We start from the raw sequence: 25,667 nt of genomic DNA on the forward strand, positions 1-25,667 counted from the left end.
CGTCTGGGCCGTTTGACGCCGATCGAGTTCGAGACCATCATGAACCAGAACCTGGCCCTCGCGGCCTAACCGAAACTGTCACCACTTCGTTCAGCAGACCCGACCGTTGAGAACGCGACCGGCGTCGGCGCCCCACCGCACACCTGGCCCCGACGCGAGCTGGTGGTCGACGTGCTTCACAAGGTTGTCTTCGCCGTCATCACGGGAATCGTCGCAGACCGGATGATCCGACCGCACTTGGTCTCCACCAGGGGGCGAACCAGCCACTGACCAGGGCGACGCGCGAGGCGCGTTAGCACGCCTTCCTTCCGCTAGGGCTATGCGAGGGAGAGGAAGAGTTTCTCGAGTTCTTCGGGGCGTGTGGCATCTTCTGCGTCTGGGTCGGCGAGGCACTCGCGGAGGGCGCTTGAGATGACGAGGAAGCCGGCCCTGTCGAGCGCCTTCGAGACGGCGGCGAGCTGCTGCACGACGTCGCGGCAGTGGGCGTCCTGTTCGACGGCGGTGATGACCGCTGCCAGCTGCCCGTGTGCTCGGCGGAGCCGGTTGACGACCTTGCGCTTTGCCTCCTGGTCGTGCTCCGGTGCCGCGTCCGCGAGTGTGGGTGTGCTTGCCATGAGAGGTCCTTTCGCGAGCCCGAGTTGACAACCAGCATACCCCCGGGGGTATAGTCGGGCTACCGGCGGCGAATACTCCCCCGGGTATAGCGAAGGGATGCGCAGATGTGCCGAGCAGTGATGTGCCGCACGTGCGGCAAGACGACATGGGCCGGCTGCGGCCAGCATGTCGCGGCGGTGAAGAGCAGCGTCGCGAGCTCCGACTGGTGCGGTGGTCAGCACACCGCCGCGGAGCTGGAGGCGGCACAGGCGAACCGCGGCGGGTTCTGGTCACGCCTGTTCGGACGCTGAGGTCGGAGGACGCGCATGCCTACAAAGAACCTGACTGCTGAGACGTTCGAGAGCACCGTCACCGCCACCGGCATCGTGCTCGTGGACTTCTGGGCTGCCTGGTGCGGCCCGTGCCGCGCCTTCGCGCCCGTGTTCGAGTCCGCCTCGAACCGCCACCGCGACGTGGTGTTCGCAAAGGTCGACACCGAGGCTGAGCCTGAACTCTCGGCGGCTAACCGCATCACCTCGATCCCGACGCTCATGGTGTTCCGCGACGGAGTGCTCGTGTACTCCCAGCCCGGCGCGCTCCCGACACCGCAACTCGAGCTGCTGATCCAGAAGGCGCGTGAACTCGACATGGACGAGGTTCACCGGCAGCTCGCGCAGCGCACCGCCTAACCAACTCACACAGACTAAGAGCCCCGAAAGGAACGCCATGTGCGCACGAATCATCTGCCCTGCGTGCGGCAAGCCCACGTGGGACGGCTGCGGCCAGCACATCGAGCAGGCCCTCACAGGAGTCCCCGAGAACGAACGCTGCTCATGCAACTGATCACGGATCACGAGGAAAGGAGCGATCGCGATGCTGCTTGAGCGCATCTACGACGAAGACCTCGCACAGGCCAGCTACCTGATCGGCTGCCAGCGCAGCGGCGAGGCCGTCGTGGTGGACCCACGACGCGATATCGGCGCTTATCTGGATCTCGCCGGCAAGCACGGCATGCGCATCGTCGCAGTGACCGAGACGCACATCCATGCCGACTACCTGTCCGGCACGCGCGAGCTCGCTGCGCACACCGGCGCGACCGCGTACGTATCCGACGAGGGCGGCCCGGACTGGACGTATGGGGCAGGCTTCGACACCGCCGTGCGCATGAAGCACGGTCACCAGATCACGCTGGGGAACGTCACGCTGGAAGCCGTTCACACCCCCGGACACACTCCCGAGCACCTGTCCTTCCTCATCACCGACGGCGCTCAGACCAACGAACCCGGCTACATGCTCACGGGCGACTTCGTCTTCGTCGGAGACGTCGGCCGGCCCGACCTGCTCGACGAGGCAGCCGGAGGCGTAGACACCCGCTTCGCAGGCGCCCACGCACTGTTCGCGAGCCTGCGCGATCACTTCCTCACACTTCCCGACTACGTGCAGGTGCTTCCCGCGCACGGATCCGGATCCGCCTGCGGAAAGGCGCTGGGAGCGATCGCCGCCTCCACGGTCGGGTACGAGCGTCGCTTCTCCTGGTGGGGTTCGTACCTCGCCAACGACGACGAGCAGGGCTTCGTCGAGGCGCTGCTGAGCGACCAGCCCGATGCCCACGCCTACTTCGCGCGGATGAAGACACAGAATCGTGTGGGACCGGCCGTGATCGGAGAGTTGCCGACGCTGAGCGAGTACACGACAGCCGAGCTGCTCGTCGCCCTGGCAGAGGATCGGGTGATCTTCGTCGACACCCGTCATCACAGTCAGGTGCACGAAGGAACGGTCGCGCGTTCGCTGAACGTGCCGGGCGAAGCCAAAGCGGCCACCTACGGATCGTGGGTCTACGACCCCGAAACCGAGTTCCGGCCCCTCGTGTTGCTGGCCGACTCCCGGGCCGCCGCAGAGCGGATCCGCGACCACCTCATCCGGGTCGGCATCGACAACGTACAAGGCTTCATCACGACCATCGAGGGTCTTTCATTGGTGCGTCCCAAGACTGTCGCGCCGGATCGGCTCGGTCAGATCGATCGCGCGCTTCTGCTGGATGTGCGCAACCGGACGGAGTTCGCCGCCGGCCACATCCCCGGCGCCGACCAGATGTCCGGCGGTCGCGTCATGTGGCACACCGACGGACTGCCTGAGACCGGCACCATCGTGACTTACTGCCAGAGCGGTGTCCGCAACAGCGTCACCGCGAGTGCCCTGCGGCGGGCCGGCTACGACATCGCCGAACTAGAGGGCAGCTACGCCGCATGGTCGGCGCTACCCGACGCAACCCGACCGGCCGCCTGACTCCCGCGGTGGGACCTCGATGAACTCGGATGATGGTCAACGCCGCGCCCGAGGTGGTCTCGAATCAGACCGACACAACGGTCTCGTATCCGGTTGACATAGCCACTCGCGATCTCTAGGCCGTTGCGCACCTCCAACCCATCTGCAAGGAACTCGTAGCCATCTTGAATGATCGGATCTCCTTCGATCGGATGTCCGGCCTGGAAGCGCATCATCAACATGAGGGTCTGTCGGTCGCGGGCAGTTAAGTGGATCTGGAGCGCGGCGCGATGCTTGTCATCGAGATCCAGTTCGTGCAGCAGCGGCAGGGCAAACGCTTGCGGGTCGGACGCCATGAACGGCTGCACCGACCTGATCCTCTCCAACACGTCGTCGGTGATGCTTGCCAACGTGGTGCGGACCAGCTCGTTCCAGCGAGACTCAGTCTTGGCCATCGGGAAGTAGAGCTTGCGGGCGGAGTTGCGGCTCGGCTGCCCGCCGTCGAGATGAGCGACCTCCCACGCGAGCCCATCGAGCGCGGCGCGGAAGTTGTGGACGCGTCACCGTACCTCAGAGCCCAGTCGTCAATCGGCGGTGCGGACGGGAGTGCGGCGCGGAGGAGTGCGGTCTTTCGGTCTGCGCTGAACTCTGAACGGGTGTGAGGCGAGCCCGATTCGCTCCATGCGACGAAGTCCTGGTAGATCTCCGCCGCCAACTTGTTTGCTCGCACAAGCTTGAGCAGCGGGACACGTGAGATCTGCTCGCCGGGGATGATGAACCTGGTTCGGGGCACGGGGGCACCTTATCCCCAGGTCGCGGGGTCATCGCGGTGCAGATCCCTTGAGCCCTGTACCGGCACAAAACCGGCACAACCCGGGACCGGTCCAACCCAGGACCATCCGCAGCAACGAGAAAACCCCCGGCGAACCGGGGGTTTCAGGTGGTGGCTCCGACGGGCGTCGATCCCGTGACCTCACGATTTTCAGTCGTGCGCTCTACCAACTGAGCTACAGAGCCTCGCGAGAGGCGAACCTGTCGCGTCCTAGACGAAAGGCCTCCTCGTGAAAGAAGGCCCGTCGCTCGGAGCGACCCTGACGGGACTTGAACCCGCGACCTCCGCCGTGACAGGGCGGCACGCTAACCAACTGCGCTACAGGGCCAAACTATGGAATTGTATCAGCTCGTGTGACCCCAACGGGATTCGAACCCGTGCTACCGCCGTGAAAGGGCGGCGTCCTAGGCCGCTAAACGATGGGGCCGGGGTGAACCGCCGGGGCTCACGTGCCGACGATCAAGCATAAGCGGAGCGCTGCGGATTTTCCAATTCGGGGCGCGTCCTCCCGCATCCCGGGCGTTTCGCGGCGAGGATGAACGCGCCCTCCCGGCCCTCCCGAGCCGCGGTGCCGCGCGCCCCGGGGTGTTGCAAGTGAGACGGATGTTGTTAGTGTGACGGATGTGAAACAGGCGGTGACCAGCCCGATGGACGCCCTGGAGTCCACAGCGGAAGAGTGCGACTGCGCTCCGACCGCCGCTGAGCGACGCCGCCTGTGGGTGCCGTTCTCGCGCCGCACGGCGCTCGCGCTCGCGGGCGTCGGAGCGGTCACCCTGGGGGTGGGCCTCTCGGGCGCGGGCAGCGCCTTCGCCGTGACCTACAACCCCGACGACTACCCCTCGTGGGAGGACGTCGAGCGCGCCAAGCGCAACCAGTCCGACAAGGAAGGCGAGATCCGCCGCCTCGAGGACATGATCGCGCAGCTGCAGCGCCGCGTGGAGGAGACCCGCGCCGCCGCTCAGCAGGCCGCGAACGAGTACTACGAGGCGCAGCAGGCCTTCTTCGAGGCCTCGTACCGCGCCGAGGAGCTGCAGAAGCAGGCCGACGAGCAGGCCGCGCTCGCCGACACCGCCGCGACCAACGCAGCGCGCGTCGCGTCGCAGCTGTCGCGCGCGGGCGGGGACGGCACGTCGCTCGAGGTGCTGTTCGCCGGGTCGGCCGCGAGCGCCGACGAGCTGCTCACCAAGCTCGGCCAGATGGACAAGCTCATCGCCGGCAGCGAGACGATCTACGCCGAGGCGGCCGCGGCCCGCGACTCCGCCCAGTCCCTCTCGGACCAGGCCGAGGTCGCCCGCGCCGAGCGCGACCGCCTGCAGAAGATCGCCGAAGAGAAGATGATCGCGGCGCAGAACGCGCAGATCGCCGCCGAGGAGGCGCTCGCGCAGCAGCAGGAGCACATGGTGACCCTCGAGGCCCAGCTCGCCGCGCTCCGCGACACCACCAGCAAGACGGTCGCCGACTACGAGAAGGGCGTCGCGGCCAAGAAGGCCTACGAGGAAGAGCAGCGCCGCAAGGAAGAGGAGCGCCGCAGGAAGGCCGCCGAGGAGGCCGCCCGCCGGGCGCGCGAGGCGGCGGCTGCGGCCGCCGCGGCGGCGAAGCCCAGCGGCGGGGGCGGATCGCCCGCGCCCGCGAGCAGCGGCGGCGCGCCGCAGGGCTCCGGATGGGCCCGCCCGAGCGACGGATGGCGCACCTCCGGCTACGGCTCGCGCCCCAAGATGTGCGGCCCGAGCTACTGCGGATCGACCTTCCACGCGGGCGTCGACCTCGCCGCCGGCTGCGGCGCGCCGATCTACGCGGCCGCGAACGGCACCGTCACCTACGCGGGCCTTAACGGCGGCTACGGCAACTACATCCGTCTCGACCACGGCAACGGCGTGGGCACGGGCTACGCGCACATCGTGGGCGGCGGCATCCTGGTCGGCTGGGGCCAGTACGTGCGCGCCGGCCAGGTCATCGCGTACGAGGGCAACACGGGCAACTCGTTCGGCTGCCACCTGCACTTCGAGGTCTACCTCGGCGGGGCGCCGACCAACCCGATCCCGTGGATGGCCGACCGCGGCGTCTACGTCTGACCCGGCGCTTCCCCGACAGAGTGTGAAAGGGGCCCGGCCGCTCGATCGAGCGGGCCGGGCCCCTTCCGCGTGTGCGGATCTGCGTCAGGCGCGCGTGTCGGGGAACTCGCCCTCGCCCTGGGTGCGGGTCTCGCCCTCGTGCTGCTCGAAGCGCTCGTAGGCCTCGGTCACCAGGCGCTCGGCCTCGGCGGCGTCGCCCCACTGGTCGACCTTGACCCACTTGTTGGGCTCGAGGTCCTTGTAGTGCTCGAAGAAGTGCTCGATCTCCTTCTTCGTGTACTCCGCCAGGTCGCCGATGTCCTGGATGTGCTCCCAGCGCGGGTCCTTCGCGAGCACCGCGATGACCTTGTCGTCGCCGCCGGCCTCGTCCTTCATCTTCAGGACCGCGACGGGGCGCACCTTGACGCCCACGCCCGGGTACACGGCGTGGTCCATGACGACCAGCACGTCCAGCGGGTCGCCGTCCTCGCCGAGCGTGTTCTCGAAGAATCCGTAGTCGGTCGGGTAGCCGAACGTCGTGTACAGCACGCGGTCGAGGAAGACGCGGCCCGTGCCGTGGTCGACCTCGTACTTCACGCGGCTGCCGCGCGGGATCTCGATGACTGCGTCGTAGGCGCCCATGCGGGTTGCTCCTTGAAATCAGTGGGATGTAGCCGCGTCAAGCCTACTGTTCCGCTCCGGGTGCCGCTGAGTGGCGCGGTTCTCAGGCCGATACCGTTGACGCGTGCTCGATCCGTCCGTCGCCGCCGTGCGTCTCGCCGTCCGCACCGCGCTGTCCGCGCTCGACGACGGCGCGACGGTGCTGATCGCCCTCTCGGGCGGCGCGGACTCGCTCGCGCTCGCCGCGGCCGCCGCGCACGAGGCGCGCCCGCGCGGGATGCGCGTGACGAGCGTCACGGTCGACCACGGCCTGCAGGACGGCTCCGCCCGGGTCGCGGAGCGCGCGTCCGCGCAGGCCGCGGAACTGGGGATCGAGTCCCGCGTCGTGCGCGTCGAGGTGGGAACGGATGGCGGGCCCGAGGCCGCCGCGCGAGATGCCCGGTACGGCGCGCTGCGCGACGCCGCGGAAGGCGCCGCGGCCGTCCTCCTCGGCCACACGCTGGACGACCAGGCCGAGACCGTGCTGCTCGGCCTCGCGCGCGGCGCCGGCGGCACGAGCCTGGCGGGCATGGCACCCGCGCGGCGCGACGAGCGCGGCATCCTGTGGCTGCGTCCGCTGCTCGCGCTGCGGCGTTCGGTCACGCGCGAGGCGTGCGCGGCGCTCGGGCTCGCGGCATGGGAGGACCCGCACAACGCCGACGAGCGGTTCTCGCGCGTGCGCGTGCGCGAGCGGGTGCTGCCGGTGCTGGAGGCGGAGCTGGGGCCGGGCATCGCCGAGGCCCTCGCGCGCACCGCCGAGCAGTTGCGCGAGGACGCCGAGGCGTTCGCCGAGATGATCGACGAGACCATCGAGGACATCGTCGAGCCCGCCGAGGCCGGCATCGCCGTCTCGGTGCCCGCGCTCGCCGCGAACCCGGCCGCGCTGCGGAACCGGATCATCCGGCACGTCGTGCAGAGCGAGTTCGGCGTCGCGCTGACCCGCGTGCAGACGCTCGAGGTGGCCCGGCTGGTGACCGACTGGGCGGGCCAGGGGCCGATCGACCTGCCGGTCTGCACGGCCGCGCGCCGCGGCGGCCTGATCGTCTTCACCGCGCGTCGATAGTGCGCGGATAGACTGCCCGCCATGCGCGCGGCAGACATCCCGAACGACCTCACCTCCGTCCTCGTCACCGAGGAGCAGATCAACGAGAAGCTCGCGGAGCTCGCGCGTCGCGTCGAGGCCGACTACGCCGGGCGCAAGCTGCTGCTGGTCGGCGTGCTCAAGGGCGCGGTCATGGTCATGGCCGACTTCGCGCGCCACCTCACGCGGGACATCGCAATGGACTGGATGGCCGTCTCCAGCTACGGCAGCTCCACCAAGTCGAGCGGCGTCGTGCAGATCCGCAAGGACCTCGACACCGACCTGGGCGGCTGGGACGTGCTGATCGTCGAGGACATCATCGACTCGGGCCTGACGCTCAGCTGGCTGCTCGACAACTTCGCGTCGCGCGGCGCCGAGTCCATCGAGGTGCTCGCGCTGCTGCGCAAGCCCGAGGCCGCCAAGGTCGAGATCGACTGCAAGTACCTGGGCTTCGACATCCCCAACGAGTTCGTCGTCGGCTACGGCCTCGACTACGCCGAGCGCTACCGCAACCTCCGCGACGTCGCCGTGCTCGCCCCGCATGTGTATGCATAGTTTTTTCAGAAGCGCCTCGCACGCTCGCGCCGACGCTCCGCGCCGGACACTCGCGAGCGAGGACGGTCGCTGACGCTCCCGTCGGCAGCGCTTCGCGCTGCGTTCGGCCGCATCCGCGGCACGCTCGCTTCGCTCGCACGACGGCAGATCGGTTCCGCCGGGGGTCCGTACGCCATGGGCGAATCCCAGACGGCGCATAAGCGGCGCGGGGTAACGTGAAGCAACGTCGCCGGAGCGACAGCGCGCACGACAGGAGGGGCAGGGGGAGGACCCCCGAACCATGGACTTCAAGAAGCTCACCCGCAACCCGCTGATCTACGTCCTGCTGATCGGCGTGCTGCTCGTCGTCGGGTTCTCGCTCATCTCCAGCCTCACGGGCACGCGCCAGGTGACGACGCAGGAGGGCCTCGAACTGCTCGACGGCGGCACCGTGCAGGAGGTGCTGATCACCGACGGCGACCAGCGGGTCGACCTGCACCTGTCCGAGCCGCACGAGGGCACCAGTCACGTGCAGTTCTACTACGTCGAGGCTCGCGCGGCCGAGGTGGTCGAGGCGGTCGACGCGGCCGCGCCCGCCGACGGCTACAACGACGCCGTGCCGCGCGCCACCTGGTTCGACAGCCTGCTCTCGCTGCTGCTGCCCATCCTGCTGCTCGGCGTGCTGTTCTGGTTCCTGATCTCGAGCACCCAGGGCGGCGGCGGCAAGGTCATGCAGTTCGGCAAGTCGCGCGCCAAGCTCGCGAACAAGGAGCATCCGGACGTCACGTTCGCGGATGTCGCGGGCGCCGACGAGGCGCTCGAGGAGCTGCAGGAGATCAAGGACTTCCTGAAGGACCCGGCCAAGTACCAGGCCCTCGGCGCGCGCATCCCGAAGGGCGTGCTGCTGTACGGCCCTCCCGGCACGGGCAAGACGCTGCTGGCGCGCGCGGTCGCGGGCGAGGCCGGCGTGCCGTTCTACTCGATCTCGGGCTCGGACTTCGTCGAGATGTTCGTCGGCGTCGGCGCGAGCCGCGTGCGCGACCTGTTCAAACAGGCCAAGGAGAACGCGCCGGCCATCATCTTCATCGACGAGATCGACGCCGTCGGCCGCCACCGCGGCGCCGGCATGGGCGGCGGTCACGACGAGCGCGAGCAGACGCTGAACCAGATGCTCGTCGAGATGGACGGCTTCGACCCCAAGGCCAACGTCATCGTGATCGCGGCGACCAACCGCCCCGACATCCTCGACCCGGCGCTGCTGCGTCCCGGCCGCTTCGACCGCCAGATCGGCGTGGACGCACCGGACCTCGCCGGCCGTCGCCGCATCCTCGAGGTGCACGGCCGCGGCAAGCCACTGGCCGACAGCGTCGATCTCGACGTCGTGGCCCGCAAGACCCCCGGCTTCACGGGCGCGGACCTGGCGAACGTCCTCAACGAGGCCGCGCTGCTCACGGCCCGCTCGAACGCGCAGCTGATCGACAACCGCGCGCTCGACGAGGCGATCGACCGCGTGATCGCCGGCCCGCAGCGCCGCACCCGCGTGATGAACGACAAGGAGAAGCTCATCACCGCGTACCACGAGGGCGGCCACGCGCTCGCCGCGGCGGCGATGAACCACACCGACCCCGTGACGAAGATCACGATCCTGCCGCGCGGCAAGGCCCTTGGCTACACGATGGTGCTGCCGCTCGAGGACAAGTACTCCGTCACCCGCAACGAGCTGCAGGACCAGCTCGCCTACGCCATGGGCGGCCGCGTCGCCGAGGAGATCGTGTTCCACGACCCGACCACGGGCGCGTCGAACGACATCGAGAAGGCCACCGGGATCGCCCGCAAGATGGTCACCGAGTACGGCATGACCACCGAGGTCGGCCCGGTCAAGCTCGCGTCCTCCAGCGGCGAGGTGTTCATGGGCCGCGACATGGGTCACGGACGCGACTACTCCGACCGCCTCGCCGAGCGCATCGACGAGCAGGTGCGCGGACTGATCGAGCAGGCGCACAACGAGGCGTACCAGGTGATCAACGAGAACCGCGACGTGCTCGACCGCCTCGCGCTCGAGCTGCTCGAACACGAGACGCTCGACCACACGCAGCTCGAGGACATCTTCAAGGACATCAAGAAGCTGCCGCCGCGCCCGCAGTGGCTCTCGAGCGAGGAGCGCCCCGTCTCGCCGCTGCCGCCCGTCCAGGTGCCGCGCCGCGCCGACGCCGCAGGCGTCGCCGCCTCGGCCGCCACCGAGCAGACCGCGAAGACCGCGACGCACCGCCCGGCGACCGGCCAGGCGCGCCCGGCCACCGCGTAGGAGGCGCCGTGGCCGTCGACAGGGAGCGCATCGCCGCGCTGACCCGCGAGCTGCTGATCGCGATCGGCGAGGATCCGGACCGGCCGGGCCTGCGCCAGACGCCGCAGCGCGTCGCGGATGCCGCGGTGGAGATGTACGGGGGAGTGGGACAGGATCCGGCCGAGCCGCTGTCGCACACGATCAGCGTGACGCACGGGCCGGCTCCCGATACGCTGCCGTCCGGGGTGGTGATCCTGCGCGACGTGCGCTTCCGCTCGACGTGCGAGCACCACCTGCTGCCGTTCGCGGGCCACGCGCACATCGCCTACCTGCCCGGGGAGCAGGTCGTGGGGCTCGGCGCCCTGCCGAAGGTGGTCGAGATCCTGGCGGCCCGGCCGCAGGTGCAGGAGCGGCTCGGCGAGCAGATCGCCGACACGATCGCGTCGTCGATCGATGCTCGCGGTGTGCTCGTCGTCCTGGACGCCTCCCATCAGTGCGTGACCATGCGTGGATCCCGGCAGACCGAGAGCACGACCGTCACGGTCGCCGTCCGTGGCGAGCTCACGGACGCCGCGCTGCGTGCCGAGGCCATCGCCCTGATCGGGGTGCACGGATGACGCAGGTCTGGGGCATCGTCAACGTCACGCCGGACTCGTTCAGCGACGGCGGCCGGTACTTGGAGCCCGAGCGCGCGATCGCCCACGGGCGGCTGCTGCGCGCCCAGGGCGCCGACGTGCTCGACATCGGGGGCGAGTCGACTCGGCCCGGGGCGGAGCCGGTCGGCGCGGAGGAGGAGATCCGCCGCGTCCTGCCCGTGATCGAGGCGCTCGCGGCCGACGGCGCCGTCGTCAGCGTCGACACGTACCGCGCCGAGACCGCGCGGGCAGCCGTCGAGGCGGGCGCGGCGATCGTCAACGACGTGGCGGGCGGACTCGCCGACCCCGAGATCCTGCGCGTGGTGGCCGCGTCGGATGGGCTCATCGCGCTGGGGCACTGGCGCGGGCCCTCCGCGGACATGTACGCCAAGGCCGAGTACGCCGACATCGGCCGCGAGGTCGCGGCGGAGCTGACCGAGCGGGTCGATGCCGCCCTCGCGGCGGGCATCCCGCGCGAGCGGATCATCCTGGACCCGGGCGTGGGCTTCGCGAAGGCCGGCGACCAGAACTGGGCGCTGCTGCGCGAGCTCGACGCGGTTCAGCAACTGGGATTCCCCGTCCTGATCGGGACGTCGCGCAAGCGGTTCCTGGCCTCCGCCCTGGGGGAGGACGCCCGGATCGAGCGCAAGGACCTCGCGACGGCCGTGACCAGCGCGCTCGCCGCGGCGCGCGGCATCCACGCGGTGCGGGTGCACGACGTGCAGGCCACGCGCGACGCGATCGCCGTGGTCGAGGCCTGGCAGGGCGGCGTGCCGAGCGAGCGGAGCGAGGCGAAGTGAACTTCGTGGACATGATCGAGCTGACCGGGCTGCGCGCGTTCGGGCGGCACGGGGTCTTCGACTTCGAGCGCGAGAACGGGCAGGACTTCGTGATCGATGTGCGGCTCGGTCTGTCGACCGCGCGCGCGGCCGAGACGGACGACGTGGCCGACACCGTGCACTACGGCGAGCTCGCCGAGAAGATCGTCGCGATCGTCGGCGGCGAGCCCGTCAACCTGATCGAGACCCTCGCGCACCGCATCGCGGACGCCGTCATGGAGGACGAGCGCATCTCGCACGCGGCCGTGACGGTCCACAAGCCGCAGGCGCCGATCGCGGCGCAGTTCCAGGACGTGTCGGTCACGGTCCACGCCTCGCGCGACCTTCCGCCGCACCGCGAGGGGAAGCACAGATGAGCCGCGACCTCACGAGGCCGCTCGACGGGATGCCGCCGGTCGAGCGCCGCGAGCCCGTGACCGCCGTGGTCGCGCTGGGCGCCAACCTCGGCGACCGCGCCGCGACCATCGCGCAGGCGCTCGCCGAGCTGCGCCGCCTGCCGCTCGTGGAGGACGTCGTCGCGTCGACCCCGATCGAGTCCGTCGCCCTGACGCTGGACGGCCCGGATGAGTCCGAGCCTGCGTACCTGAACGCCGTCGCGCTCGTGCGCACGCGCCTGGATGCGAGCGTGCTGCTGGGGCTGCTGCACGCGATCGAGGCGCGGCACGGGCGCGAGCGACGCGAGCGCTGGGGCGCCCGCACCCTCGATCTCGACCTGATCGCGTACGGCGAGCTGACCTCGGACGACGAGAAGCTGAAGCTCCCGCACCCGCGCGCCGCCGAGCGCGACTTCGTGCTGGCGCCCTGGCTCGAGGTCGATCCCGACGCCGTCCTGCCTGGCCGCGGGCGGGTCGCCGACCTTCTCCGGGCCCTGCGGGAGGACGAGGGGTGACCCGCACCTCGCCGCTGGCGCTGATCGTCGCCGCCGTGCTGGGCGGCGGCGCGGGGTTCCTGGTCGACCACGTGCTGACGATGGGCGGCCGCGCCACGTTCACCCCGGCCGCCGGGCTGCCCATCCTGCTCGTGCTGCTCGGCGCGCTGTGCGTCGCGCTGGCGTGGCCCGTGCGGCGTTCGGTGCGGCGTGCGGACGCGCCCCGCGTCGACCCGTTCCGCGCGGTTCGCATCGCGATGCTCGCGAAGGCGTCGAGCATCGTCGGCGCCGCGGTCGGCGGCGTGGCCGCCGGGCTGCTGCTGTACGTCGCGACGCGGCCGGTGACCCCGCCGCTAGGCTCGATGGCGACGACCATCGCGACGATCGCGGCGGGGGTCGTGCTGGTCGTGGCGGCCCTGATCGCCGAGCAGTTCTGCAGCCTTCCCCCCGACGCTGGTGCAAAGGATCCGGATGACCGAGAGCCAGACGACGCCGAACCCGGAGCCGCCCGCGGGCGCTGACGTGCCGCCCGCGGCGCCGCCCGAGCCGTCGGTGGCGCCTCAGCCGTCGGCCGCCACTCCCGCGCCGGCGGTCCTGGACCAGGGCACGTACACCGCGATCCGCGAGCCGCGCTCGGCCGCACGTCTCGCGCTCGACGGCACGTGGCACCAGATCTCGCCCCGGTACGTCGCGTCGCAGACGCTGCAGAACGCCATTTTCGTGGTCGTGGTGCTGGGCCTCGCCGCCGTCCCGGCGGTCGCGCTCGGCCAGGTGTGGGCGTGGATTCCCGCCGGCGTGCTCGTGGCGATCACGCTGATCTCGCAGCTCGTGCTGCCGCGACAGGCGCGGGCCCTCGGCTACATGCTCCGCGACGACGACATCGTGTTCCGCAAGGGCATCCTGTGGCAGCGCATGGTCGCGGTGCCCTACGGGCGCCTGCAGCTCGTCGACATCACGCACGGCCCGCTCGACCGCGCGTTCGGGATCGCCAAGCTCAAGATGGTCACGGCCGCCGCGACCACGGGCGTGGAGATCCCCGGGCTGGGCCGCGAGGCCTCCGAGGCGCTGCGCGACACGCTGATCCACGTCGCCGAGACGAGGCGGACCGGGCTGTGACCGACCCGGCCCTGCCGCCGCGGCCTCTCGCGGAGCCGCCCGCGCCCGGCGCGCTGCCGAGCGGGGGCGGCGCCTCGTCGCTCGCGGACGGCGAGTGGCACCGCATGCATCCGCTCACACCGCTGTTCAAGGGCGGGCTCGCGCTGATCATCGTCGCCGGCATCGTGATCGGCAACCTGCGCGACCAGCTCGTCTACTGGTTCGTCGCGGTGCTCGCGCCCGGCGTGGATCTCGGCGAGGACCAGCCGGACCCCGGCTCGGACCCGTTCGGTTGGATCATCCGGAACGGCCTGCTCGTGTGGGCCCTGCTCGCCCTGCTGATCGTCCTCGCCGTGCTCGTCGGGGCGTTCTGGGTGCAGTGGCGGTTCCACCAGTTCCGGATCACGGGCGACGACGTCGAGGTGCGTCGCGGCCTGGTCTTCCGCTCGCACCGCAGGGCGCCGCTCGACCGCGTGCAGGGCGTCAACCTCACGCGGCCGTTCCCTGCGCGGCTGATCGGCATGGCCAAGCTCGAGGTCGTCGGCGCGGGCGCCGACGCCAACGTCGCGCTCGAGTACCTCGCGACCGAGCGCGCGGAGCGCGTGCGCGGCGACATCCTGCGCCTCGCCTCGGGCGCCCGCGCCGCGCGGCAGGCCGCGCGCGACGCCGCCGCGGGGATCGCGCCCGCGCCGCGGGAGCGGCTCATCCAGGCGCTCAACGGCGGCGTGACCGGGATGATCGAGGGCGTCGATCACGCCGATCTCGTGCCCGAGAGCGTCGTGAAGATCCCGGCCGGCCGCCTCGTCGGCGCGCATGCGCTCTCGGCGCTCCCGTGGATCGGCTTCGCGTTCCTCGCGGTCGGGGTCGCGCTCGCGGTGGCCGCCGCGAACGTCGCCGACGATCCCGGCGGCCTGCTGCTGCTCGCGGGCACGGCCCTCGGCACCGGCCTTCCCGCGGTCCTCACGGTCTTCGCGGTGCTGTGGTCGCAGATCGCGCGGTCGCTGCGCTACTCGATCGCGCCGACGCCCGACGGCGTGCGCGTGACGTTCGGCCTGTTCACGACGGTGACCGAGACGCTGCCGCCCGGCCGGATCTTCGCGGTCGAGGTGTCGCAGGCCCTGCTGTGGCGGCCCTTCGGCTGGTGGTCCATCCGGATCAACCGGATGAGCGGCAAGAGCATGATGCAGGACCAGTCCTCCGCGGGCCAGCAGTTCAACACGGTGCTGCCCGTCGGCACGCGCGAGGACGTCGAGCGCGTGCTCGGCCTCATCCTGCCCGACATGCCGCACGCCGACCGCGCCCTTGTGTGGGAGCACGGCCTGCTGGGGCCCGCCGCCGGAGACCCGTTCCGGACCATCCCGGCGCGCGGCTGGTGGCGGCGGCCCGTGTCGTGGCGGCGCCACGGCGCGTTCGTCACGGCGTACGCGCTGCTGCTGCGCCGGGGCCGGATCTGGCGCAGGCTCGCGGTCTTCCCGCTCGCGCGCCTGCAGGGCTTCTCGATCGCGCAGGGCCCCGTCGACCGGTTGCAGCGGCTCGCGTGGGCGCAGGCCCACACCGTGATGGGCCCCGTGTCGGGCCGGGTCACGGGCCTCGAGCGCGACGACGCGGTCGAGCTGCTGCAGAGCGTCAGCCGTGGCGCGGTCGCGGCCGCCGCCGAGGACCGCAGCCATCGCTGGATGCAGCACGTGGCCGCCGCGGCCCCGGAGCGCGAGGCATGAGGCGCGACGGACGGCTCGGCGTGGGCATCATCGGCGCCGGGCGGGTGGGTCCCGTGATCGGCGCCGCGCTCGCCGGCGCGGGGCATGCGCTGACCGGCATCACGAGCGGCTCGGACGACGAGCGCGTCGAGGCCATCCTGCCCGGCGTGCCCGTGCTCGACGCGCTCGAGGTCGTGCGCCGCAGCGAGCTCGTGATCGTCGCGGTGCCGCGGGCGGAGCTCGCGGGGCTCGTGGCGGGCCTCGCGGATCTCGAGGCCTGGCAGATCGGGCAGCTCGTGCTGCACACCGACGCGGCCCACGGCATCGAGGTGCTGCGTCCCGCGGCCGAGCGCGGGGCGATCCCGCTCGCGGTGCATCCGGCCATCGCGTTCACCGGCACGAGCATGGACCTGCGTCAGCTCGCGGCCTCCTACGCCGCGGTCACGGCGCCCGCCGCCGTGCTGCCGATCGCGCAGGCGCTCGCGGTCGAGCTGGGATGCGAGCCGGTCGTCGTCGCCGAGGAGGACCGCGCCGCCTACGCCGAGGCGATCGAGACCGCATCCGAGTTCTCGCGCCAGATCGTGCGCCAGGCCACCGGCATCCTGCGCGGCATCGGCTTCGACAACCCGGGCGGCTACCTCTCCGCGCTCGTCCGCTCCACGGTCGACCACGCCCTGACCGAGGGAGACCCGCCCCTCACGCCGCCGGACGAGTGACCGGTCCCGGGTCAGTGCTGTCGGGACGCACAGGATGGCCCGCGGCGCGCCCATAGACTTGAGGGCAGACTTCCGAGGAGCTTCTTCATGACCGACACCCCTGCCGAGACCCCGTCCGAGCCGACCGACGAGGACATCTTCGAGCAGAAGGCGGTGCGCCTCGCGAAGCGCGAGCGCCTGATCGCGGAGCGCGAGAGCGCTGCCGGCGGCGCCTACCCCGTGGTCGTGCCCGTCACCCACACGATCCCGGCCCTGCGCGAGCAGTACGGCGAGCTCGAGGCGGGCGCCGAGACCGGCGAGCAGGCCGCGGTCGCGGGCCGCATCGTGTTCAGCCGCAACACCGGCAAGCTCTGCTTCGCGACGCTGCAGGCCGGCGACGGATCGCGCATCCAGGCCATGGTCTCGCTCGCGAACGTGGGCCACGAGTCGCTCCAGCGCTGGAAGGAGCTCGTCGACCTGGGCGACCACGTCGCGGTGTCGGGCGAGATCATCTCCAGCCGCCGCGGCGAGCTGTCGATCATGGTGTCGGAGTGGCAGATCGCGGCCAAGGCCGTCCTGCCGCTGCCGAACATGTACACCGAGCTGAACGAGGAGACGCGGGTCCGCCAGCGCTACCTCGACCTGATCGTGCGCGAGCAGGCCCGCACCACGGTGCGCACGCGCGCCGCCGTGATGGCGAGCCTGCGTGCCACGTTCGCGGCGCACGACTTCCTCGAGGTCGAGACGCCCATGCTGCAGGTGCAGCCGGGCGGCGCGACCGCGCGTCCGTTCATCACACACTCGAACGCGTTCGACATCGACCTCTACATGCGCATCGCGCCGGAGCTGTACCTCAAGCGCGCGGTCGTGGGCGGCATCGACCGGGTGTTCGAGATCAACCGCAACTTCCGCAACGAGGGCGCCGACTCCACGCACAGCCCCGAGTTCGCGATGCTCGAGGCCTACCAGGCCTACACCGACTACAACGGCATCGCCGACCTGACGCAGGAGCTGATCCAGAACGCCGCGATCGCGGTCGCCGGATCCACCACGGTCACGTGGGCCGACGGCACCGAGTACGACCTGGGCGGCCAGTGGGACCGCATCTCGATGTACCCGTCGCTGTCGGAGGCCGCGGGCGTCGAGGTCACGCCCGAGACGTCGCTCGAGGAGCTCGTCGCGCTCGCCGAGAAGAGCGGCGTGGACGTGCCGCCGCACGCCACGCACGGCAAGCTCGTCGAGGAGCTGTGGGAGCACTTCGTCAAGACGCACCTCACCAAGCCGACCTTCGTGATGGACTTCCCGGTCGACACCAGCCCGCTGGTGCGCGAGCACCGCTCGATCCCGGGCGTGGTCGAGAAGTGGGACCTCTACATCAACGGCTACGAGCAGGGCACGGGCTACTCCGAGCTCGTCGACCCCGTGATCCAGCGCGAGCGCTTCGTCGAGCAGGCCAAGCTCGCCGACCGCGGCGACGACGAGGCCATGCGCATCGACGAGGACTTCGTGCGCGCGCTCGAGCACGGCATGCCCCCGACCGGCGGCATGGGCATGGGCATCGACCGCCTGCTCATGACGCTCACCGGCCTCGGCATCCGCGAGACGATCCTCTTCCCGCTCGTCAAGTAGCCGTCACCGGCGGCCGCGGCGCTTCGCGCGTCGGGCCCGGCCGCGCGGCACCGGGCGGTCGAACACCCACTCGGGCAGGTGCCCGGCCGCGAGCATGGTCGTGAGGATGTCGGCCAGCCCGTGATCCGGATCCAGTTCGCGCACCAGCCCTGTGAAGTGCGCCGCGTGGGTGGACCGGCCGAGCGCCCAGGACAGCCACGCGGCCGCGACCAGAGGGCCCGCGCGATGCGCGCGCGGCGCGCAGGACGCGAGGCGCTTGGCGAGCTCCAGCGCGCGCTCGAGCCGCCGGGCCTTCGGGCGCGGGCCCTCGCCGGCCAGCCGCAGCGGCCCGTCCGGCAGCGCGACGTCGCCGCGCGACCAGGCGAGCTGCCATGCCTGCGTCGCGACGCCCTCGTCGTATCCGCCGCACCACTGCGTCAGGGCGACGTCGCGCAGCGCCGGGCGGTCGAGCAGGTGGATCAGCAGCGCGAGCGCGCGGGGCGGCAGGTCGTCGGCCTCCTCCTCGATGGCGTGCTCGATCACGGCGGGAAGGGTGGCGTCGCCGAGCCTGAGGGACATGCGGCTCAGCTCCCGCGCCACGAGCTCCCGCTCGGCCAGGTCGCTGGGCGGCAGCTCGCATCCGTCGGACTGGGCCCGGCTCACATCGATCGGGCGATCGTCGTCGAACTCGAAGTCGTCGGGGCGGATGTCCGACAGCGGCCGGCCCGCGAACGGGCCGTCGGGCTCGAGGTACGCGCCCCAGCCGTCGGCCGCCACGCACAGCGCGTCGACCAGCTCGAGCCCGCACTCGTCGGCGCGGCGGATCACCTCCTGCACGAGCGACGCGCGCGCGATCCTGCCGTCGGGATCGCGGTAGGGGGAGTCCGTGTAGACCACGACCGCGACGCGCGTGGCCTCCTGCACGCGGCAGAGCATGCCGACCACCGTGGCGGCGTACTCGGCCAGGTCGCCGCCGCCGTCGGGCGAGGCTCGCGGCAGGTCGACGCGCATGGCGCCGAGCGTGCGCCGTGCGGCGAACGGCACGAGCACGAGGCTCTCGCGCGGCGTGCACTCCGCGAGGTGCGGCACGAGGGACAGGAGGTCGGCGGGCTCCGAGGTGCGGATCACGGTGGTCATGCGCCGATCGTCGCGGCCCGGCGCGATGCCGCGGCAGGGGGCGGGACGAACCGGACGCCGGAACCGGCCTGGGGACGACCGTCCGGCCCGGGCGGCCTCCCAGGCCGCGCGCGTACCATGGCAGCGTGGACAGTTACTGGTCGGCCGTCGTGTGGTCGCTCCTGCCGACCCTCGTGATCTGCGTCGTGTTCTGGTACATCCTGCGCAGCATCCTGCGGTTCGATCGCACCGAGCGCCGCGCCTACGCGCGCATCGAGGCCGAGGAGCGCGCCCGTCGCGGCATGCCCCCGCGCGCCGACGACCAGGACCAGACCACCGCCGACTGACCGGCTCCCATCGCCGCCCGGGCATGTCTCCCCGGAGCATTACGCTGGTGTCCTACCGGGGGAAGAGGTGATGCCGTGATCGACGTGATCCTCGCCACGCCGTGGTGGATCCTCGTGCTCACGGTCATCGACATCACCATCCGGATCGGGGCGATCATCGTCATCCCGCCGAACCGGCGCCCGACCGCGGGCATGGCCTGGATGCTGGCCGTCTTCTTCTTCCCGATCGCGGGCGCGCTGCTGTTCCTCCTGATCGGGAACCCGCGCCTGCCCCGTCACCGGCGGCGCCGCCAGGAGCAGATCAACCGTTACATCCACGCCGCGCGCGATCAGCTCGAGCGCGGCAGCCTGCGTCCGAACGAGCCGGCGTGGTTCACGTCGCTCGTGCGCATGAACCGCGAGCTCGGCGCCATGCCGCTCACGGGCGACAACGGCGTCCGCCTCATCAGCGACTACCAGGGCAGCCTCGCCGAGATGGCCGCGGCCATCCGCGAGGCGCGCGAGTACGTGCACGTCGAGTTCTTCATCTTCAAGTCCGACGACTCGACCGACGACTTCTTCCGCGCGCTCGAGGAGGTGCGGGCCCGCGGCATCCCCGTGCGCGTGCTGCTCGACCACTGGGCCAATCTCGTCAAGCCGTTCCACCGCCGCACGCTCAAGCGACTCGACGCCATGGGCGCGGAGTGGCGCTTCGCGCTGCCCATCCGGCCGCTCAAGGGGCAGTGGCAGCGGCCCGACCTGCGCAACCACCGCAAGATCGTCGTGGTCGACGGCGACGTGGCGTTCCTCGGCTCGCAGAACATCACGGATCGCAGCTACAACCTGAAGGCGAACATCCGGCGCGGGCTGCAGTGGGTCGACGTCATGGTGCGCCTCGACGGGCCGATCGTGTCGAGCGTGAACGCGGTGTTCCTGTCCGACTGGTACAGCGAGGCCGACTCGCTGCCCGAGGGCATCGACCTCAAGCGCATGGATGCCGGCACGGGCGACCTCGACTGCCAGGTCGTGCCGTCGGGCCCCGGCTTCGAGTTCGAGAACAACCTCCGCCTGTTCCTCGGGCTGCTGTACGCGGCGCAGCGCAAGATCATCATGATCAGCCCGTACTTCGTCCCCGACGAGGCGCTGCTGCTCGCGATCACCGCCGCGACCAAGCGCGGCGTGCACGTCGAGCTGTTCGTGTCGGAGGAGGGCGACCAGGCGGTCGTGTATCACGCGCAGCGCAGCTACTACGAGGCGCTGCTGCGCGCGGGCGTGCAGATCCGGCTCTACCCGAAGCCGTACATCCTGCACACGAAGGGCCTCACGATCGACGACGAGATCGCCGTGATCGGGTCGAGCAACATGGACATGCGCTCGTTCGGCCTCAATCTCGAGATCTCGCTGCTGGTGCGCGGCGAGGAGTTCGTGCAGCAGATGCGGCAGCTCGAGGCCCAGTACCGCGAGCTCAGCCGGGAGCTCACGCTCGAGGAGTGGCTCCAGCAGCCGCTGCGCTCGACCGTGCTCGACAACCTCGCGCGCCTGACGTCCGCGCTGCAGTAGAGGCCGACCGCCGCGCCCGCATCACATCGCGGTGATCTTGTGGCCCTTCGGGACGGTGACCAGCAGGCCGCCCTTCTCGACCCGGCACGACACGCGCGTGGCCTCGCCGAACTCGTCGCCGTCGAGCTCGACCGGCTGCGGGATCGGGGTGGCCGCCTCGGCGGCGACGCCGCGCAGGTAGTGCACCGACGTGCTGCGGCCGCGGCGCTCGAGCACCGCGCGCCCGGCCCGCGTGCGCCGCAGCACCGAGTTGTCCCACCACACCTTGCGCCAGACGCCGAGCCAGCCAAGCGGCCCGGTCGGCTGCACGAGCGCGACGTCCAGCTGGCCGTCGATGATGGAGCCGTCGGGGATCAGCGAGATGCCACCCGGCAGCTCGCCGCAGTTCGCGAACAGGATGCTCTGCACCTTCGCGGAATGCAGCCGCGCCGAGGTGGGCACCGCGCGGGTGATGCCCTGGCGGGTCTTCTCCCGCACGATCTCGTACACGACGCGGAACGGCTCGGCGCCCGCGAGCGAGCGGGCGGCGCCGTCCACGTACGCGACCCATCCCATCGACTTCTTCAGGTCTTCCTTGGTGTTCGCGATCATCGCGGCGTCCAGGCCCATGCCCGCCATCACGACGAACGCGTGCTCCTCGGAGTGGCCGTCGGGCCGGCGGAGAGTCGCGACGCAGATGTCGACGTCGACGGTCTCGCCGTCGAACGTGGCGGCGACCATGGTGTCCTGGCCGTCGAGCGGCAGCAGCAGGTTCCGGGCCAGCAGGTTCCCGGTCCCGCTCGGGATGATCGTGAGGGGCACGCCGGAGCCGCGCATCGCCTCGGTCACGGCGCGCACCGTGCCGTCGCCGCCCGCGACGAGCACCGCCGTGGCGCCCTCCTCGAGGGCCTCGCGCGTGGTGTGCTGGCCGGGGTCCTCGACCGACGTCTCGAGCAGCAGCGGCGGCTCCCATCCGGCCTCGGCCGAGTGGCGCTCCACGAGGGCGCACAGCGTCGGTCCGTCGACCTTGATGGGGTTGAACACGAGCGCCGCGCGGCGGCGGGCGGGGTCCTGGGCGGTGCTGTCATCGCTCATGCCGCCAGCCTAGGGCCGCGGCCGGGTCGCGGCGGCGGGTTGACAGCCGGCGGATAGACTCCGGACGTGACGACGACGCCACCCGACGAAGGCTTCCTGACCGGACCCGGCGAACCCGCCGGCATCACGATGTTCGGCCCGGATTTCCCGTTCCCATTCGATGACTGGATCTCGCATCCGGCCGGCCTCGGCGAGATCCCGCGGGAGGCGCACGGGCGCGAGGTGGCCGTCATCGGCGCCGGCTTGGCCGGCATGGTGACGGCGTACGAGCTCATGAGCCTGGGCCTCGCTCCCGTGATCTACGAGCCCACGCGCATCGGCGGCCGGCTGCGCACGCACCGGTTCGAGGGCGGCGACGGCGCGATCGCCGAGCTGGGCGGCATGCGCTTCCCGATCTCGGGGCGCGGGTTCTTCCACTACGCCGACGCACTGGGGCTGACGCACCGTCCCTTCCCGAACCCGCTCACCGAGGCGGCGGGCAGCACCGTGATCGACCTGTGGGGCGAGACGCACTACGGCCGCACGCTCGACGACCTGCCCGAGTTCTTCCGCGAGGTGTCGGATGCGTGGGACGCCGCGCTCGAGGAGATCGGCTTCACGGCGCTGCAGGACGCGATCCGCGCCCGGGACGCCGTCGCGCTCAAGCGGCACTGGGACGAGCTGGTCGCCACGTGGGACGACCGCACGTTCTACGACTTCATCGCCAGCTCGCAGGCGTTCTCGAAGCTGAGCTTCCGGCACCGCGAGGCGTTCGGCCAGGTCGGGTTCGGAACGGGCGGCTGGGACTCCGACTTCCCGAACTCGATGCTCGAGATCCTGCGCGTGGCCGTGCTCGAATGCGACACCGACCAGCGCCTGATCGAGGGCGGCGTCGAGCAGCTGCCCCGCGGCCTGTGGGACCTGCCCGCGCGCGCGGGAAGCCCGTGGCCGGAGGGCACGACGCTGGCGTCGCTGCACGGCGGGGCGACCCTGCCGGCCGCGGCCGCGATCTCGCGCGCCGACGACGGCCGGTTCGTCGTGCGCGACCGCTGGGGCACCGAGCGCTCGCACGACGCGGTCGTCGCGACGTGCCAGAGCTGGCTGCTGACCACCGAGATCGACTGCGACGAGAGCCTGTTCTCGCAGGACATGTGGATGGCGCTCGACCGCACGCGCTACATGCAGTCGACCAAGACCTTCGTGATGGTCGACGAGCCGTTCTGGAAGCGCACGGATCCGGAGACCGGGCGCGACGTCATGAGCATGACCCTCACCGACCGCCTGACGCGCGGCACCTACCTGTTCGACAACGGACCGGGCCGCCCCGCGGTGATCTGCCTGTCGTACTCGTGGATGTCCGACTCGCTCAAGATGCTTCCGCACTCGGTGGACCGCCGCGTGGACCTGGCCCTGAACGCGCTCGCCAAGATCTATCCGGATGTCGACATCCGCGCGCACATCGTGGGCGACCCCGTCACGGTCACGTGGGAGGACGACCCGTACTTCCTCGGGGCGTTCAAGGGCGCGCTTCCCGGCCACTACCGGTACAACCACCGGATGTACACGCACTTCATGCAGGACGGCGCGCCCGCGGACGAGCGCGGCATCTTCATCGCGGGCGACGACGTGTCTTTCACCCCGGCCTGGGCCGAGGGCGCGGTGCAGACGGCGCTCAACGCGGTGTGGGGCGTGATGCACCACTTCGGCGGCGCGAGCCACCCCGACAACCCCGGCCCGGGCGACCGGTTCGACGAGCTCGCGCCCGTGGCGCTGCCGGAGTGATCGGATGACCCCGCTGCGCGTCGCGGTCTGGCAGTGCGCCTCGCTGCCGGGAGACGTCGCGGGCAACCTGGCGCGGCTCGAGGCGGCGTGCGAGCGTGCGGCGGCCGAGGGCGCGGACGTTCTGGTCACGCCCGAGATGTTCGTCACGGGATACGACATCGGCGCCGAGCGGACGCGCGCGCTCGCCGAGCCGGCGGACGGGCCGATCGCCTCCGCCGTCGCCGAGATCACGCGGCGCACCGGGGTCGCGGTCGCGTACGGGTACCCCGAGCTGCTGCCCGACGGCGCGGTGGCCAACGCCGCGCAGCTGATCGACGGCGGGCGCGCGGTCGGCGCCCACCGCAAGGCGCACCTGTTCGGCGGGCTCGACACCGAGCGGTTCGCGCGCGCGACCGAGCGGCCCGCGGCGTTCGAGTTCCGCGGACGCCGGATCGGGATGCTGATCTGCTACGACGTGGAGTTCCCCGAGGCCGTGCGCTCGCTCGCGCTGGACGGCGCCGAGGCCGTGCTCGTCCCGACCGCGAACATGGTGCCGTACGAGATCGTGTCGACCGTGCTCGTGCGGGCCCGCGCGTACGAGAACGGCGTCGCGCTCGCCTACGCCAACTACTGCGGCACGGAGTCTTTCGAAGGCGGGAGCGAGCAGGTCTACGCGGGCCTCAGCACGGTGTGCGGCGCCGACGGTTCGGTGCTCGCGCTCGGCGCGGCCGAGGGCGAGGAGCTGCTGATCGCCGACCTCACGGGCGCCCCGCAGCCGTACCTCCGCGACCGGCGCGGCGACCTGTTCGTGTGAGTCGCTGCCGTTTCGACTCGCTTCGCTCGCTCAACGACCATGAAATCTATGGTCGTTGAGCGAGGGAGCGAAGCGACCGAGTCGAAACGTCCCGACGCCCGCCGCGGCTCCTAGCGGAACGCCTCGAGCCCCGTGATGTGGCGGCCGAGCACGAGCGTGTGGACCTCGTCCGTGCCCTCGTAGGTGCGCACCGACTCGAGGTTGTTCGCGTGCCGCAGCGGTGAGTACTCGGCCGAGATGCCGTTGCCGCCGAGGATCGTGCGGGCCTCGCGCGCGATCGCGATCGCGTCGCGCGTGTTGGCGAGCTTGCCGACCGAGATGTGGTGCGGCTCGAGCTTGCCGGCCTCCTTGAGGCGGCCCAGGCGCAGGGCGACGAGCTGGCCCTGCGTGATCTTCACGGCCATGTCGGCGAGCTTCGCCTGCGTGAGCTGGAACGACGCGATCGGGCGGTCGAACTGGCGGCGCTCCTGGGCGTAGTGCAGCGCCGTCAGGTAGCTGTCGCGCGCGGCGCCGAGCACGCCCCACGCGATGCCGTAGCGGGCCTCGTTGAGGCACGAGAACGGCGCGCGCAGGCCGCGCGCCTCGGGCAGCCGGGCCGACTCCGGCAGGCGCACGTCCTCGAGCGTGATGTCGCACTGGATCGACGCCCGCATCGACATCTTCGGCGCGATCGGCGTCGCCGTGAAGCCGGGGGTGTCGGTCGGCACCGCGAAGCCGCGCACGCCCTCGTCGGTCTGAGCCCAGATCACGGCGACGCCCGCGATCGAGGCGAGCCCGATCCAGCGCTTGGCGCCGTTGAGCACCCAGTCGTCGCCGTCGCGGCGGGCGAACGTCTTCATGCTGCCGGGGTCGGATCCGGCGGTCGGCTCGGTCAGGCCGAAGCAGCCGACGAGCTCGCCCTTCGCCATCCGCGGCAGGTACTCGTTCTTCTGCTCCTCGGAGCCGAACTTGTGGATCGCCGACATCGCGAGCGATCCCTGCACCGACACGAACGTCCGCAGACCCGAGTCGCCGGCCTCGAGCTCGAGGGCCGTGAGGCCGTACTCGACCGCGCCGCGGCCGGGGCATCCGTAGCCGGAGTAGATCATGCCGAGCGCGCCGAGACGGCCGAGCTCGGGGATGATCTCGGTCGGGAAGTGCGCGCGGTCGTACCAGTCGGCGATGTTCGGACGGATGTGCTCGTCGACGAACGCACGGACGGCATCGCGGGTGGCGAGCTCCGTCTCGGTGAGCAGATCGTCGAGGTCGAGCAGGTCGGCGGGGCCGCTCATGGGGCCATCTCCTTCGGTGGCGGGGGTG

The 25,667-nt window shown here is 71.2% G+C and carries 25 protein-coding genes and 3 tRNA genes; 19 read left to right on the forward strand and 9 right to left on the reverse strand.

Annotation, left to right across the window (positions count from 1 at the left end; translation table 11 throughout):
• Positions 1-317: 317 nt before the first annotated feature.
• Positions 318-614: a metal-sensitive transcriptional regulator gene (locus ASD19_RS02315; RefSeq protein WP_055988447.1), complete on the reverse strand. Its 297-nt coding sequence runs from the start codon at positions 612-614 to the stop codon at positions 318-320.
• A gap of 306 nt (positions 615-920) precedes the next feature.
• Here ASD19_RS02315 and trxA point away from each other — a divergent pair, with 306 nt between their 5' ends.
• On the forward strand, positions 921-1,283 hold the full coding sequence (gene trxA / locus ASD19_RS02325; protein WP_055988450.1) for a thioredoxin: 363 nt from the start codon (positions 921-923) through the stop codon (positions 1,281-1,283).
• 184 nt (positions 1,284-1,467) lie between these two features.
• Positions 1,468-2,880, forward strand: a complete 1,413-nt coding sequence (locus ASD19_RS02330) for an MBL fold metallo-hydrolase (RefSeq protein WP_055988452.1) — start codon at positions 1,468-1,470, stop codon at positions 2,878-2,880.
• Here the strand turns inward: ASD19_RS02330 and ASD19_RS02335 are convergent.
• The 4 genes from ASD19_RS02335 to ASD19_RS02350 all read right to left on the reverse strand — a co-directional run bounded on the left by ASD19_RS02335 (position 2,832) and on the right by ASD19_RS02350 (position 4,118).
• Positions 2,832-3,314, reverse strand: a complete 483-nt coding sequence (locus tag ASD19_RS02335; RefSeq protein ID WP_055988454.1) for a hypothetical protein — start codon at positions 3,312-3,314, stop codon at positions 2,832-2,834. The two genes, ASD19_RS02330 and ASD19_RS02335, sit on opposite strands and share 49 nt — an antisense overlap.
• A gap of 486 nt (positions 3,315-3,800) precedes the next feature.
• Positions 3,801-3,876: transfer RNA gene (locus ASD19_RS02340), tRNA-Phe, on the reverse strand.
• Between the two features lie 69 nt (positions 3,877-3,945).
• Positions 3,946-4,019 (reverse strand) — tRNA-Asp (locus ASD19_RS02345).
• A 26-nt stretch (positions 4,020-4,045) separates the two neighbouring features.
• A tRNA-Glu gene (locus tag ASD19_RS02350) sits at positions 4,046-4,118 on the reverse strand.
• A gap of 187 nt (positions 4,119-4,305) precedes the next feature.
• On the opposite strand from ASD19_RS02350, the gene ASD19_RS02355 reads away from it, so the two are divergent.
• Positions 4,306-5,763, forward strand: coding sequence for a peptidoglycan DD-metalloendopeptidase family protein (locus ASD19_RS02355; protein WP_308067705.1), 1,458 nt, complete (start codon positions 4,306-4,308; stop codon positions 5,761-5,763).
• An 84-nt stretch (positions 5,764-5,847) separates the two neighbouring features.
• On the opposite strand, the gene ASD19_RS02360 is transcribed toward ASD19_RS02355, so the two are convergent.
• A complete protein-coding gene (locus tag ASD19_RS02360) occupies positions 5,848-6,384 on the reverse strand; it encodes an inorganic diphosphatase (protein WP_055988458.1) in 537 nt (178 codons plus the stop codon).
• 103 nt (positions 6,385-6,487) lie between these two features.
• Between ASD19_RS02360 and tilS the strand changes: the two genes are divergently transcribed.
• From tilS to lysS, 12 genes are all read left to right on the forward strand, one after another.
• A complete protein-coding gene (tilS, locus tag ASD19_RS02365; RefSeq protein WP_055988460.1) occupies positions 6,488-7,465 on the forward strand; it encodes a tRNA lysidine(34) synthetase TilS in 978 nt (325 codons plus the stop codon).
• A gap of 21 nt (positions 7,466-7,486) precedes the next feature.
• A complete protein-coding gene (gene hpt / locus ASD19_RS02370; protein ID WP_055988462.1) occupies positions 7,487-8,038 on the forward strand; it encodes a hypoxanthine phosphoribosyltransferase in 552 nt (183 codons plus the stop codon).
• 280 nt (positions 8,039-8,318) lie between these two features.
• On the forward strand, positions 8,319-10,322 hold the full coding sequence (gene ftsH, locus ASD19_RS02375) for an ATP-dependent zinc metalloprotease FtsH (protein WP_055988463.1): 2,004 nt from the start codon (positions 8,319-8,321) through the stop codon (positions 10,320-10,322).
• Between the two features lie 8 nt (positions 10,323-10,330).
• Positions 10,331-10,918, forward strand: coding sequence for a GTP cyclohydrolase I (folE, locus tag ASD19_RS02380; protein ID WP_055988465.1), 588 nt, complete (start codon positions 10,331-10,333; stop codon positions 10,916-10,918).
• Positions 10,915-11,736: a dihydropteroate synthase gene (gene folP / locus ASD19_RS02385; protein WP_055988467.1), complete on the forward strand. Its 822-nt coding sequence runs from the start codon at positions 10,915-10,917 to the stop codon at positions 11,734-11,736. Before folE ends, folP begins: the two co-directional genes overlap by 4 nt.
• Positions 11,733-12,131, forward strand: a complete 399-nt coding sequence (folB, locus tag ASD19_RS02390) for a dihydroneopterin aldolase (protein ID WP_200941040.1) — start codon at positions 11,733-11,735, stop codon at positions 12,129-12,131. Before folP ends, folB begins: the two co-directional genes overlap by 4 nt.
• A complete protein-coding gene (gene folK, locus ASD19_RS02395) occupies positions 12,128-12,664 on the forward strand; it encodes a 2-amino-4-hydroxy-6-hydroxymethyldihydropteridine diphosphokinase (protein WP_055988469.1) in 537 nt (178 codons plus the stop codon). The genes folB and folK overlap by 4 nt, the downstream gene beginning before the upstream one ends.
• Positions 12,661-13,164: a DUF3180 domain-containing protein gene (locus tag ASD19_RS02400; protein ID WP_055988471.1), complete on the forward strand. Its 504-nt coding sequence runs from the start codon at positions 12,661-12,663 to the stop codon at positions 13,162-13,164. The genes folK and ASD19_RS02400 overlap by 4 nt, the downstream gene beginning before the upstream one ends.
• Entirely contained in the window at positions 13,115-13,759 is a 645-nt protein-coding gene (locus ASD19_RS02405; protein ID WP_082542914.1) for a PH domain-containing protein, read from the forward strand. Before ASD19_RS02400 ends, ASD19_RS02405 begins: the two co-directional genes overlap by 50 nt.
• Positions 13,756-15,456, forward strand: coding sequence for a PH domain-containing protein (locus ASD19_RS02410; protein ID WP_235562944.1), 1,701 nt, complete (start codon positions 13,756-13,758; stop codon positions 15,454-15,456). The genes ASD19_RS02405 and ASD19_RS02410 overlap by 4 nt, the downstream gene beginning before the upstream one ends.
• The gene (locus ASD19_RS02415; protein ID WP_055988473.1) at positions 15,453-16,151 is read left to right on the forward strand and encodes a DUF2520 domain-containing protein; all 699 of its coding nucleotides are present in this window, start codon (positions 15,453-15,455) and stop codon (positions 16,149-16,151) included. The genes ASD19_RS02410 and ASD19_RS02415 overlap by 4 nt, the downstream gene beginning before the upstream one ends.
• A gap of 87 nt (positions 16,152-16,238) precedes the next feature.
• Positions 16,239-17,759 (forward strand): lysine--tRNA ligase, encoded by a 1,521-nt coding sequence (lysS, locus tag ASD19_RS02420; RefSeq protein WP_055988476.1) that lies wholly within the window; start codon positions 16,239-16,241, stop codon positions 17,757-17,759.
• 3 nt (positions 17,760-17,762) lie between these two features.
• On the opposite strand, the gene ASD19_RS02425 is transcribed toward lysS, so the two are convergent.
• Entirely contained in the window at positions 17,763-18,875 is a 1,113-nt protein-coding gene (locus tag ASD19_RS02425) for a DUF4192 family protein (RefSeq protein WP_055988477.1), read from the reverse strand.
• 125 nt (positions 18,876-19,000) lie between these two features.
• On the opposite strand from ASD19_RS02425, the gene ASD19_RS02430 reads away from it, so the two are divergent.
• A complete protein-coding gene (locus ASD19_RS02430) occupies positions 19,001-19,201 on the forward strand; it encodes a hypothetical protein (RefSeq protein ID WP_055988479.1) in 201 nt (66 codons plus the stop codon).
• Positions 19,202-19,279: 78 nt separating this feature from the next.
• A complete protein-coding gene (gene cls, locus ASD19_RS02435) occupies positions 19,280-20,740 on the forward strand; it encodes a cardiolipin synthase (protein WP_235562947.1) in 1,461 nt (486 codons plus the stop codon).
• A 21-nt stretch (positions 20,741-20,761) separates the two neighbouring features.
• Here the strand turns inward: cls and ASD19_RS02440 are convergent, their stop codons facing one another.
• Positions 20,762-21,814: a diacylglycerol/lipid kinase family protein gene (locus ASD19_RS02440; RefSeq protein ID WP_055988481.1), complete on the reverse strand. Its 1,053-nt coding sequence runs from the start codon at positions 21,812-21,814 to the stop codon at positions 20,762-20,764.
• Positions 21,815-21,943: 129 nt separating this feature from the next.
• On the opposite strand from ASD19_RS02440, the gene ASD19_RS02445 reads away from it, so the two are divergent.
• Both ASD19_RS02445 and ASD19_RS02450 read left to right on the forward strand, forming a co-directional pair.
• Positions 21,944-23,575, forward strand: coding sequence for a flavin monoamine oxidase family protein (locus ASD19_RS02445; protein WP_055988566.1), 1,632 nt, complete (start codon positions 21,944-21,946; stop codon positions 23,573-23,575).
• 4 nt (positions 23,576-23,579) lie between these two features.
• The gene (locus tag ASD19_RS02450; protein WP_200941041.1) at positions 23,580-24,368 is read left to right on the forward strand and encodes a carbon-nitrogen hydrolase family protein; all 789 of its coding nucleotides are present in this window, start codon (positions 23,580-23,582) and stop codon (positions 24,366-24,368) included.
• A gap of 110 nt (positions 24,369-24,478) precedes the next feature.
• Here the strand turns inward: ASD19_RS02450 and ASD19_RS02455 are convergent, their stop codons facing one another.
• A complete protein-coding gene (locus tag ASD19_RS02455) occupies positions 24,479-25,639 on the reverse strand; it encodes an acyl-CoA dehydrogenase family protein (protein WP_055988484.1) in 1,161 nt (386 codons plus the stop codon).
• Positions 25,640-25,667: the final 28 nt, after the last annotated feature.

This window comes from Microbacterium sp. Root53 (genome assembly GCF_001426925.1).
Classification (GTDB): domain Bacteria; phylum Actinomycetota; class Actinomycetes; order Actinomycetales; family Microbacteriaceae; genus Microbacterium.